We start from the raw sequence: 11750 nt of genomic DNA, 5'->3' as shown, positions 1-11750 counted from the left end.
ATAATGTTCATGGTCAAAACCGTCTATTTTGACCTAATTTAAAGCAAGTTGAAACCCAACTAAAGCAATTGTCACTAACTGTCAGTAAGAACTTATTTGGCTACTGGTATCATTGCGGATATACATATTGTTTAATAATTCAACCCCACTTTGATTCCCCCATACCAATTCCTCATCGGTGCAGGCTGATAAAATCTACCCGCAAAGGCATTCAGGTCATTGCCCAGACTGTAGCTTTCATCCAACAGATTATCCACTCCGGCAAAAAGCTCCAAGTCGAAATTCCCCAAGCTTTTCACCCAGCCTGCTCTTAGATTGACCAAGTCGTAGGACTCCTGAAATACCGTATTGGCATCATTCAGAGGAATTTTTTCGGTAAACTGATGGGTGAAATTCAGGTAGATTCCTGGTCTGGTTCGGATATCCAATCTGCTGACTACATTGTGTGGAGGCACTCCGGTCAGGCCATTTCCGGAAAAGTCATTGGTCTGTTTTTTATAGTCGACAAAGGTGAAAAACTGCCCGGTGTAGGCTGTTCCGACCAAGAAGTCTTTGATGAACCCAGTGGCATTTCTCAAAATCGCGTAATCCAAAGAAGCTTCAATTCCCTTTTGATCTGTCGAACCGGCATTTCGGAAGAGTACCACGCCATTGGCATTGGTAAAGGTGGTAATCGTTTCGTCCAATTTGAGGTAGTAAGCAATGAGTTCCAGGTTAAATTTCTCTTTTCCCAGACGATAACCGATCTCGTAATTCACTCCTTTTTCCGCTTCCAGATCTAAGTTCAAGCTTCCCTCGTTGGTGCGTACTTCATCGATGGTCGGAGGAGAAAAGCCACTGCTGATCGAGCCGTAAACCGAGCTGAAAGGATTCAATCGATAATTAAGTGCCACTCTTGGCACCACAATCGGATCAAAGGTTCGGGTTTGAACTCCTGTTTTTCCTCCAGAAGCGTCGATTTGCCGGTCGATCTCGTAGCCGGAGAAGTTTTCACTTAGGCCCAACGTAACCAGTAGCTTTTCTGTCAGATTCAATTCGGCCTGCTGGAAGAAGAAGCCTTGGTAAGTCCGGAGCTTGTCGGCAAAGCGAACCGTATCGGCCTTTCCGGCGCGGTTTCCAAAGTTTTGCGCATCGGTGATGGCATTTTGAAACTCAGCTCCTGCAATCAGGCGAAGGGCTTTTCCACCCAATTTGGTTTCATGGGTAAACTTGGTCCTAGCCCCGTAGCCAAAGCCCAATTCCTTTTTGTAATCCAAAATGAATGGATTTTCAAAGTTGTTGGTGTTGAGGTAGATCGTGGTATTGTTGCTGGTTTTCTCCGAAAAGCGATACAAATGCCCCAAGGACATTAAAATCGCCTGTTGGGAAATCGAGCTGTTTTGGTTGACCGAACCTGGCCTCGCCTGTTTTGGATTGGCGGTTACCTGGGCTTGATTGAGCGCTCCAGGAATCTGATAATTCAGGTCTGAGATCAGCAATTGAGTTCGGATTTCCTGTTTTTCAGAAACAGGGAAATATCCTCCTAATTGAAACACTTGTCGATCAACAGCCGAGTGTTCGCGGTAGCCATCTGACTTTTGGCTGACATAGGAGGCCTCGATCCCGCCATTTCCTACTTGTTGGGATAGTCCCAAGCGGAATCTGGAGAGCCCGAAATCTCCCGCTAGATAGTCGGTGGAGATCCTGTTTTCGCTCAAATTAGGTTGACTGAAAAGCGAAATTGCGCCACCGTTACCAGCTCCATAAATGCTTCCCGAAGGACCTTTTACAATTTCGGAAGTACGGATATTTGCCAAGTCGAGCAGATTCAAAGCCGTAGTTCCATCAGGAGAGGTAAAAGGCACCTCATTCCAATATACTTTCACATTTCGTACTCCGAAAGGCGACCGAAGTGAACTCCCACGGATCGACACCCGATAGCTGGCAGGTGCCCGTTCCTCGATTCGAACACCGGCTTTTTGATTGAAGGCATTGACGGGAGAAATCTCATTGAATCGATTAAAATCGCGTTCGCTGACGACACTTATAGCGGCTGATTGCTCCAAAAGGGGGCGTTCGGATTCAAAAGTAGTTACGGTGACAGCTGAAAGATTAAGTACAGTTGGGATCAGCTGCACCTCAAATTCACCACTGGAAAAGGTTTTTTCCAAGGTTTCATAGCCTTCGAGGGCAAAAGAGATTTTCAGATTTTCTCCAGGGAAAGCAACAATCCCCGAAGCGTTGGTTCGAAGAATACTTTTATCAGCTTTGACCCGAACATTTTCCAAGGGAAGTCCGGTGATCTGATCGGTGATTTTGAGTTGGATCTGGGCGAAGAGCTCCAGTGAAAAAAGCAAAAAGAAGAGCGTAAATGCGTGTTTCATGGCTTGAAATTACGAGGGGATCTACGTTGTCAAAGCATTAATTTGATTAATGGTTTCAGAATTGAAGATAGTTTTCTAAAGTTTTTGAAATACTTCCTTTTGAACAGGTTCGTCAAATCAGCAAAGGAAAAGTATGCTCTAATTTCTCAGGGTGCCGAAGGTTTCCACTCAGGGCATTGTTTTTTTATTATTTTTAAAAACTCGTATTTCTTTCTTAAAAAAATTCAAAAGTCTGTTTCCAGATTCTTCCGATGAAAAAGATTCTTTTCCCACTGTTGCTGCTTACACTCAGTTTTTGTCAGGAAAAAGCCGCGCCACCAGAGCCAGTATTGCCCGTGCCTGATGCCCGTCAGATTGCCTGGCAGGATCTTCAGTATTATGGTTTTGTCCATTTCAATATGAATACCTTCTCTGACCGGGAATGGGGATTTGGAGATGAAAAGCCGGAGCAGTTTAATCCCACTGCACTCGATGCCAGACAATGGGCAAGAATCGCCAAGGAAGCCGGCATGAAAGGCCTGATCATCACGGCCAAGCACCACGATGGATTTGTCCTTTGGCCGTCAAAGTACACCGAGCATTCGGTGAAAAACAGTCCTTGGCGTGACGGAAAGGGCGATTTGATCCAAGAATTTGTGGACGCCTGTCGGGAATATGGACTCAAAGTTGGGATTTATTACTCCCCTTGGGACCGAAATCATCCCGACTATGGCAAGCCCGAATACATCACCTACATGCGCAACCAGCTGACGGAGTTGCTGACCAATTACGGAGAAATCTACGAGGTCTGGTTTGATGGGGCCAATGGTGGAACAGGCTGGTATGGAGGAGCTAATGAGGAGCGTAAGGTGGACAAATTCAGCTATTACGACTGGCCAACGACCCATGAACTGGTTCGCAAGCTTCAGCCCGGCGCCATGATGTTCAGCGATGCCGGACCTGATGTGCGCTGGGTGGGCAACGAAGATGGCTACGCGTATGAGACCACTTGGTCCAATCTGATGCGGGATTCGGTCTATGCCGGCATGCCTGATTTTGATAAATGGGCCACAGGTCAGGAAAATGGGACCCATTGGGTTCCCGCCGAATCCGATGTGAGCATTCGTCCGGGATGGTACTACCACACCTATGAGGACCACAAAGTGAAAACACTGCCGGACCTGATGGAGATCTACTACAACAGCATCGGGAGGAATAGCTCCCTGTTGATCAACTTCCCCGTGGATACCCGAGGCTTGATCCATAAAAAAGACGAAGAAGCCATTTTGAAAATGGCGGCCAAGGTCAAAGAAGATTTTGCTCTCAATCTCTCTAAAGATGCTTCCTTCGAAGCAAGCGCAGATCGAGGCAAAGGATATACGGCAGATTTCCTAAATGACGGGGATTTCAATACGTACTGGACTACACCCGATGGACAGTTACAGGCTTCCGTGGAGGTGGATTTTGGGAAAACAGTTTCCTTCAACCGTCTCCTGATTCAGGAATTTGTCAATCTTGGGCAACGCGTGAAAGCTTTTTCCCTGGAAAAAGAAGTAAACGGTAGCTGGGAAAAAATCGCAGAAGGGACCACGATCGGGTACAAGCGGATTTTGAGATTTCCAGATACGGAAGCCAAGAAAATCCGAATCAACTTCCTGGATGGAAAAGGCATTCCGGTGATTTCTGAAATTGGCGTCTACTCCGCTCCTGCCTTGCTTTTTCCTCCTAAAATCACCCGAACCCCCAAAGGAAAAGTAACCATCCAAGCCGCAGAATCTGAGTTGGAAGTCTTCTTTACCACGGATGGATCTGCTCCAAAAGTTGGGCAAAACGCCTATTCCGATGCCTTTGACCTTCTTCAGCCCGCTACTGTTCAGGCTATCGCGGTAGATTCCAAAACCGGAAAAACTTCCGATCCTGCCCGAGTGGACTTTGACCTAGCCAAAGGCAGCTGGAAAGTGATTTCATCCGACACGCTTGCCATTCGCTCCATTGATGAGCGGGCTAATTCTTATTGGATCTCAAAAACCAATGACTTGACCATTGATCTTGGTCAGGAAGTCGAATTGAAAGGGTTTACCTATCTACCCATGCAAGCCAGATACCCGAGTGGGTACATCGCAGATTATTCGCTGGAGATTAGCGGAGATGGGAAAAGCTGGAAGAGAGTAACTCAAGGCGAATTTTCCAATATCCAAAACAGTCCGATCGAGCAAATCATCAAAATCGATCCAACCAAAGCCCGATTTGTTAGGCTAAAGGCCCTTCGAACCGTAGATGGGAATGCTGCTACGTTTGGGGAGTTTGGGGTGATTACCCGATAATCTCAGCCTTGTAAAATTCGGGTAGGGATTTTTCGATAAAATCCCTACTTTCTGGCTTCAATTGCTTTAACCCAATCTATCGCCTTTACTTATGAACAGACGACATGCTTTGCGGCATATTGCGCTGATATCCGGAGGACTTGCCCTGATTCCTTCCTGTGACTTCAGCAAAGACGACATCCTCGCCGCCTACAAAAATCTGAAAGTTACCACTTCCCAAAAAGCGCTTCTTGCTGCCATTTCAGATACCATCATTCCAGCCGGAGAAATCAAAGGAGCGCTTGATCTAGAGGTGCCTGACTTTATCCTCGTGATGGTCAATGACTGCTTTATCAAGGAAAATCAGGAGAAATTCACCGCAGGATTAATTGCCTTCCCCGATTATGTCCAAAAGACCGCAGGAAAGAAATTCGACGCCCTTTCCACCAAAGAGAAAGAAGAATTGATCCTCAACGGAACCAAGCTCGAAGGCGATGACACACCGGAGGGAAAAGAGCGAGGAAACATCGCATACTTCCTCAATTCCACCAAGCGGTTCACCATCCAAGGATACATGGCCTCCGAATACATCCAAACTGAAATCATTCCTTATTCCCTTATACCTGGCGAATACAATGGCGCCGTTTTGATCACTGACCTTCAAAAACCACGCATCAATGGCTAATCTGAATATCCGCAGCAAACAGGAACGAACCTATCAAGCCATCGTCATAGGTTCGGGCATCAGTGGGGCGTGGGCTGCCAAAGAGTTTTGCGATTTGGGTGTAAAAACACTTATGCTGGAGCGCGGCCGTAATGTGGAGCACATCAAAGACTATCCGACGACCAATATGCTTCCTTACGAGTTTCCCCATCGGAACCAGATTCCTCAGGAGATTCAAGAAGCCAATCCGGTGATCAGCCGATGCTATGCCTTCCGTGAAGATGCGATGCACTTTTTTGTGAAAGACACCGACCATTCTTATGTTCAGGAGAAGCCTTTTGACTGGATTCGAGGCTATCAGGTAGGCGGTAAATCGCTTCTTTGGGCCAGACAGGTGCAGCGTTGGTCTGACTTTGATTTTGACGGGCCGGCTCGGGATGGATTTGCGGTAGATTGGCCGATTCGATACAAAGACATCGAAAAATGGTACAGCCATGTGGAGAAATTTGCAGGAGTTTCCGGTTTCAAAGATGGAATCGCCCAGCTTCCCGATGGAGAGTTTTTGCCAGGGTATGAGTTGAATGTGGTGGAGAAATACTTTGCGGAGCAGCTTAAAAAGCACTACGGCAATGACCGACACATGATCTCGGCCCGCTGTGCGCACATCCATGGCAATGCCGAATACTACGCCCAGCAGGGTCGGGCCATGTGCCAAAACCGTAACCTCTGTCAGCGTGGATGTCCGTTTGGGGGCTACTTCAGTTCCAACTCATCGACCATTCCTTGGGCTTTGAAAACAGGCAACTTGACCCTCCGACCTGATGCGGTGGTTCACTCCATCATCTATGATGAGGAAAAAGGAAAAGCGACCGGGGTACGCATCATCGACCGCCTGACCAAGGAAACTGAGGAATTTTACGCTGATGTGATCTTTGTGAATGCCGCAGCGCTAAATACCAATGCGATTTTGCTCAACTCGACTTCAAACCGGTTCCCGAATGGACTGGGTAATGACAATGGACTGCTTGGCAAATACGTTGCTTTCCATAATTACCGCGCCCGAGTATCGGGTGAATACGAAGGTCATTCCGAATTTACCACTTCCGGAGGTAGACCGACGAGTGGCTATTTTCCAAGATTCCGAAACGTGTACAAGCAGGAGACAGACTTCCTCCGTGGCTATGCAGCGGGATTCTCTGCTAGCCGTGGCTCAGGCCCGGATACCAGCGGTATCGGCATGGACTTGAAAAACAGTCTGCTCAATCCGGATAAGTATGGTCCTTGGCGAGTGGGTTCCCACATGATGGGCGAGACGATCCCAAAGGAAACCAACTTTGTCGCCCTCGATCCGAATCAAAAAGACGAATGGGGCATGCCTCAGCTTCGAATCAGTGTAGACTACGACGATAACGATGAGAAAATGGTCAAGGACTACATCGAGCAGATGACGGAGATGTTTACCAAAGCTGGATTTACCAATATCCAATCTGCCGACAGCAAGCAGGCGCCGGGCTTGGACATTCACGAAATGGGAGGGGTACGCATGGGCAAAGATCCTAAAACCTCCCTTCTCAATGCCAACCATCAGTTGCATGCCGTGCCGAATGTCTATGTGACTGACGGCGCTTCGATGACTTCTACATCTACCCAAAATCCATCCCTGACTTATATGGCATTTGCGGCAAGAGCGGCACATCATGCAGTGGCGGAAAGCAAAAAGTAAAGTTTGAAAGCTTGCCTGCCGCAGGAAGGCAGAAGTCAGAAATCAGAAAGCTGAAAAAAGGCCCAAGTCGAGAGATTTGGGCTTTTTTGTTAATTTAAACTATGATTTATAAATACAGAACTGTGGAAGTTGGGCTGAAAATTCTCAAGAATCAATCTATAAGATTTTCTTCTCCTAGCGAATTTTCAGATATAATGGATGTTGCACCTTCATTGATAGATTTTCAGTTCAGGTTGAATGATAAAATTGGGGATGAACAAAAAAGGGATCTGGAGATTCTTTTTGAAAAACGGCCCGATTTGAAAATAAAAACCATTCAAAATGAAAGATTAATTAGTGAAGCCTATCAAGACATGCTCATTAAAAAGAATAAAATCTTAAAGATTTGTTCTTTTTCAACAAACGGAAATTCCAGTCAATTATGGGAAAATTATGGTGATTCTGAAAAAGGGATTGTTTTAGGTTTTGAGCCAGATTTGCAAAAAAAATTTCTTTCAGAGTCCCCTGAGTTCTTTTTTGGAGGACTAGTGGAATATGTCGATGCGTATCCAACAATAAAATATCAGGTATCTCCTAAGGAAGAAATTTATTCTTCTTGGGTGAGAACTAAACTCAAAAATGAGTTTCATTGGGAAGAGGAATATCGAATCGGATTCTTTAAAAATGATTTGTCACTGTTAAACGTAAAGGTCATTGAAGTGAAATTTGATCCTGCTTCTCTTTTGGAGATTAGATTTGGAAAATTGACAAGCAAAAGTGACAAAGACCAGATTTTTTATCTGTTAGGAGAAAAGGGATGGAGCCATGTTAAGTTGATTTGATGATTATTTTCAAAAAGGCAACTTCCCCAAATCCACATTTCCTCCGGACAGGATAATTCCAACTTTTTTACCTGAAAATCTTTCTTTATTCGCCAATAAAGCCGCCAATGGTACAGCACACGAGGGCTCGATGATGATTTTCATCCGCTCATAGACCAGTCGCATGGCTTCGATGATCTGTGGGTCGGTAGCAATCAGAATGTCATCTACGTACTTTTGAATCAATTCAAAATTCAACTTGCCCAACGATGTCAAGAGCCCGTCGGCGATGGTATTCGGACCGGTTTGCGGGATAATATGTCCTGCATGGAAAGATCGGAAAGCATCATCCGCACCGGCAGGTTCTCCGGCAATGACTTCGATTTCAGGATTGATGTAGTGGGTTGTCAAAGCTGTCCCCCCCAAAAGTCCTCCTCCTCCTACAGGAGCCATGACGATATCAAGATTCGGTTGATCTTCCAAAAGTTCGAGCGCGCAAGTGGCCTGACCTTCGATCACGTCCATGAAATCATAAGGAGGAATAAAGGTTGCTCCCGTACGCTCCACGACCGCTTCAAGGGTAGTTTCCCTTGCTTTAAGGTTAGGTTCGCACTCGATGATTTCTCCTCCGTAGCCTTTGACCGCTTTCTTTTTGATCTCGGGAGCATTGGAAGGCATCACGATATAGGAAGGAATTCCCGCTACACTTGCTGCACGGGCGAGGGCGGCAGCATGATTTCCGGAGGAGTGCGTCGCAACTCCCTTGGCTCTTTCCTCTGGGGACAGTTTCATCACGGCATTGGCCGCACCTCGGGCTTTGAAAGCACCGACTTTCTGGAAGTTTTCGCATTTAAAATAGATCTCGCAACCTGCGATTTCATTGATCGCGGTGGAGGTCATGATTGGGGTGCGGTGGATAAACGACTGGATGCGGGCATGTGCCGCTCGGATATCGGAAAGGGTCGGAAAATTCATGGGTTAAAGATAGGGGAAGGGAAACAAAGTGGAAATACTGTTGAAATACAATCGAAATACTCTACGCTTCGCTTCGTGAAAAATTGAAAACCTGAGATTCAATCGGCTCAAAAACTTCAAAAAAGCGGTTAAATACGGCTCAATTTTATTAGGATTTGAGCCGTATTCCTTGCGAATATGAGCCGATCAAAACTATTTCACCCCGATTTATCGGGGTTTATTTCCATCCTATTTCAACTGTATTTCCTTTTATTCCTTCCACTTAAAGCTTTTCTCATCAATCGCCCGCATGGTACAGAGCACTCCGTCGAGGTGATCATATTCGTGCTGGATCAATTCAGAAATCGCTCCCTCCACAGTCCAGCTTTGTTTTTCCCAGTTTTCGTCTAAATATTCCAATGTCAGACTTTGGTGACGTTTCACTTTCACCAGCAGATTGGGAAAGCTCATGCAGTCATCCCACAGCTCAAAAAGCTCTTCACTAAGCCCCTTCAGTTCCGGATTGAGAATGATGAAAGGCCGATCTAGATTGAGGTAAAACATCCGCTTCATAATCCCCAGCTGCGGGGCGGCTATTCCCCTTCCAAATCCATACACGCGACGGATATCTTCCATGGCCTCGTGCAGTTGCTGAGTCCACTCGGGAACCATGGGAAGGTCGGATTTCAGGACCGGTTCGCAGACTTCATAGAGTCGGGGATCGCCGAGTTTGAGAATGTCGTGGATGGATTTCATGGTGCTAAAATATATATGCTTTGCGAAATACAGTAGAAATAAACCTCCCTACGGTCGTTGAAATAAGTTAGAATAGTTTTTTCTCCTAAAAGGTGTATTGCAAAATATTTCGTCCGACGAAGGAGGACCTAATTCAATTGTATTTCTACCGTGTTTCAGCAGTAATTCCCTTACTTTTGCCCCATGAATTACCTTTCAGTTGAGAATCTCAGTAAGGCTTTCGGGGAACGTAAGCTTTTTTCAAATATATCCTTCGGCATTTCCCAAGGTCAAAAAATCGCCCTTGTCGGTATCAACGGTGCTGGCAAGTCTACCCTGATGAAAATCATTATGGGTCAAGAAATCGCCGACACCGGTCAAGTGGCTATCAATAACGCTGTGAAGATTGCCTACGTGCATCAGAACCCGGTGTTCGATTCCAACCTGACGATCTATCAGACCATCTTCGACCAAAGTAATTCGGAAGTCCTTCGGGTGATCGAAGACTACCACAAGGCTATGCTCGATGCCGAGCGGGGCATTGACAACTCCGATCAGATGTCCAAGCTGTTTGAGAAAATGGACGCGCTTCAGGCTTGGGATTTTGAATATCAAGTGAAAGAAGTACTTGGAAAATTGGGTCTTCACGACACCGAACTCCCCGTGGGAAATCTCTCCGGTGGTCAGCGGAAGCGGGTGGCTTTGGCCAAAGCTATTCTCGAAAAGCCAGATTTACTTCTACTCGACGAACCAACCAACCACTTGGACTTGGAGACGATCGAATGGCTGGAAGATTACCTGGCCAAAGCCAATTTGTCCATTTTCATGGTTACGCACGACCGTTACTTTTTGGATAAGGTGACCAACGAAATCCTCGAACTCGATCAGGGGAAAATCCATCGGTACCAAGGTAATTACGGCTACTTTTTGGACAAGAAAGCCGAGCGACTTCAGATCGAAGACATTGAGATCGAAAAGGCCAAAAGTCTCTACAAAAAGGAGTTGGACTGGATTCGTCGTCAGCCTAAAGCCCGTGGAACCAAAGCGAAATACCGCGTGGATGCTTTCGAAGAAACCAAAGAAAAAGCCTTCACCAAGCGGGAGGAACGGGATATTGAACTTTCAGTATCTACCCAACGCCTAGGGAATAAGATTCTTGAAATCGAGAAAATTAGCAAGTCCTTTGATGAAAAGACGCTTGTCAAGGACTTTTCCTACATATTCAAAAAGAAAGACCGGATCGGTATCGTGGGACCAAATGGTGCCGGAAAGACGACTTTTCTCAAAATGATCACCGGACTGCTTGATCCGGATTCAGGAAAAATTTCAGTCGGTCAAACCACTGCTTTCGGCTATTACCGTCAGGAGGAAGACCGATTTGACGAAGAAAAGCGACTGATCGATGTGGTGAAGGAAGTGGCCGAAGTGGTGGTGTTGGACAAAGGACAGACGATCACGGTGAGTCAGTTTTTGACCCAGTTTGGCTTTCCGCCCAAGCAACAATTCACACCGATCGGAAAGATGAGTGGAGGTGAGCGACGTCGACTTCAGCTCCTGATGGTGTTGATCAAGAATCCGAACTTCCTGATCCTCGACGAACCGACAAACGATCTGGACTTGATGACCTTGAATATCCTGGAGGAATTTTTGGATACTTTCCCCGGCTGCCTGATCATCGTGTCACACGACCGGTACTTTATGGACCGATTGGTCGAGCACTTGTTTGTGTTTGAAGGAGAAGGGAAAATCAAGGATTTCCCGGGGAATTATACTGATTTCAGGGAATGGGAGAAAGAAAACAGTAATCAGTATCAAGACACAAGTATCAAGACTTTAGAGCCAAGAAACGAGATCCAAGACACAAAAATCGAGGAAAAGCAGGTCAAAGTAGAAAAGCCCATTTCTGCAACGAAGGTTAAGGCGAGCTTTAAGCAAAAGCAGGAATTCAAAAAGATCAACGAGACGATTGCCAAGTTGGAGGGAGAAAAGTCGACGATCACCGATCAGATCGCTGCCGGAACCTCCGATGTCAATCAGCTGATGACCTGGACCAATCGCCTGCAAGCCATTGACAGGGAATTGGAAGAATTGGAGCTGGCTTGGCTGGAATTGAGTGAATTGGATGGGATAGAATAAATGTGAAATACAGAGGAAATATTGTTGAAATAAGCCTTCCTTCGTCAGGCGAAATATAGCATTACTAGAATATGTCAATATATTTCAAAGCTT

At 46.1% G+C, this 11750-nt stretch carries 8 protein-coding genes; 5 read left to right on the top strand and 3 right to left on the bottom strand.

Annotated features, from left to right (window positions below):
* Positions 1 to 131: 131 nt before the first annotated feature.
* Positions 132 to 2363, bottom strand: coding sequence for a TonB-dependent receptor family protein (locus ACFPIK_RS14710; RefSeq protein ID WP_377916599.1), 2232 nt, complete (start codon positions 2361 to 2363; stop codon positions 132 to 134).
* 251 nt (positions 2364 to 2614) lie between these two features.
* On the opposite strand from ACFPIK_RS14710, the gene ACFPIK_RS14705 reads away from it, so the two are divergent.
* The 4 genes from ACFPIK_RS14705 (at position 2615) to ACFPIK_RS14690 (ending at position 7853) form a co-directional block, all read left to right on the top strand.
* Positions 2615 to 4666, top strand: a complete 2052-nt coding sequence (locus ACFPIK_RS14705) for an alpha-L-fucosidase (RefSeq protein WP_377916597.1) — start codon at positions 2615 to 2617, stop codon at positions 4664 to 4666.
* Between the two features lie 91 nt (positions 4667 to 4757).
* A complete protein-coding gene (locus tag ACFPIK_RS14700) occupies positions 4758 to 5330 on the top strand; it encodes a gluconate 2-dehydrogenase subunit 3 family protein (protein ID WP_377916595.1) in 573 nt (190 codons plus the stop codon).
* Positions 5323 to 7032 (top strand): GMC oxidoreductase, encoded by a 1710-nt coding sequence (locus ACFPIK_RS14695; protein ID WP_377916593.1) that lies wholly within the window; start codon positions 5323 to 5325, stop codon positions 7030 to 7032. The genes ACFPIK_RS14700 and ACFPIK_RS14695 overlap by 8 nt, the downstream gene beginning before the upstream one ends.
* 101 nt (positions 7033 to 7133) lie before the next feature.
* Positions 7134 to 7853, top strand: a complete 720-nt coding sequence (locus ACFPIK_RS14690) for a hypothetical protein (RefSeq protein WP_377916591.1) — start codon at positions 7134 to 7136, stop codon at positions 7851 to 7853.
* A gap of 9 nt (positions 7854 to 7862) precedes the next feature.
* Here the strand turns inward: ACFPIK_RS14690 and ACFPIK_RS14685 are convergent, their stop codons facing one another.
* Together ACFPIK_RS14685 and ACFPIK_RS14680 are read right to left on the bottom strand one after the other, a co-directional pair.
* Positions 7863 to 8807, bottom strand: a complete 945-nt coding sequence (locus ACFPIK_RS14685) for a pyridoxal-phosphate dependent enzyme (protein WP_377916589.1) — start codon at positions 8805 to 8807, stop codon at positions 7863 to 7865.
* A gap of 249 nt (positions 8808 to 9056) precedes the next feature.
* Positions 9057 to 9542 (bottom strand): peptide deformylase, encoded by a 486-nt coding sequence (locus ACFPIK_RS14680; protein ID WP_377916587.1) that lies wholly within the window; start codon positions 9540 to 9542, stop codon positions 9057 to 9059.
* 183 nt (positions 9543 to 9725) lie between these two features.
* Here ACFPIK_RS14680 and ACFPIK_RS14675 point away from each other — a divergent pair, with 183 nt between their 5' ends.
* On the top strand, positions 9726 to 11657 hold the full coding sequence (locus ACFPIK_RS14675) for an ABC-F family ATP-binding cassette domain-containing protein (protein ID WP_377916585.1): 1932 nt from the start codon (positions 9726 to 9728) through the stop codon (positions 11655 to 11657).
* The last annotated feature ends 93 nt before the right edge of the window (positions 11658 to 11750 follow it).

It is taken from the genome of Algoriphagus aquatilis, assembly GCF_042657405.1.
Classification (GTDB): domain Bacteria; phylum Bacteroidota; class Bacteroidia; order Cytophagales; family Cyclobacteriaceae; genus Algoriphagus; species Algoriphagus aquatilis.
This window is presented reverse-complemented; position numbering and strand designations above follow the sequence as displayed.

What these genes read in the sequence shown, in the direction of transcription:
- ACFPIK_RS14675 (WP_377916585.1), top strand. Translation starts at nt 9,726, where the DNA reads ATGAATTACCTTTCAGTTGAGAATCTCAGTAAGGCTTTCGGGGAACGT.
- ACFPIK_RS14685 (WP_377916589.1), bottom strand. Translation starts at nt 8,807, where the DNA reads ATGAATTTTCCGACCCTTTCCGATATCCGAGCGGCACATGCCCGCATC.
- ACFPIK_RS14695 (WP_377916593.1), top strand. Translation starts at nt 5,323, where the DNA reads ATGGCTAATCTGAATATCCGCAGCAAACAGGAACGAACCTATCAAGCC.
- ACFPIK_RS14705 (WP_377916597.1), top strand. Translation starts at nt 2,615, where the DNA reads ATGAAAAAGATTCTTTTCCCACTGTTGCTGCTTACACTCAGTTTTTGT.
- ACFPIK_RS14700 (WP_377916595.1), top strand. Translation starts at nt 4,758, where the DNA reads ATGAACAGACGACATGCTTTGCGGCATATTGCGCTGATATCCGGAGGA.
- ACFPIK_RS14710 (WP_377916599.1), bottom strand. Translation starts at nt 2,363, where the DNA reads ATGAAACACGCATTTACGCTCTTCTTTTTGCTTTTTTCACTGGAGCTC.
- ACFPIK_RS14690 (WP_377916591.1), top strand. Translation starts at nt 7,134, where the DNA reads ATGATTTATAAATACAGAACTGTGGAAGTTGGGCTGAAAATTCTCAAG.
- ACFPIK_RS14680 (WP_377916587.1), bottom strand. Translation starts at nt 9,542, where the DNA reads ATGAAATCCATCCACGACATTCTCAAACTCGGCGATCCCCGACTCTAT.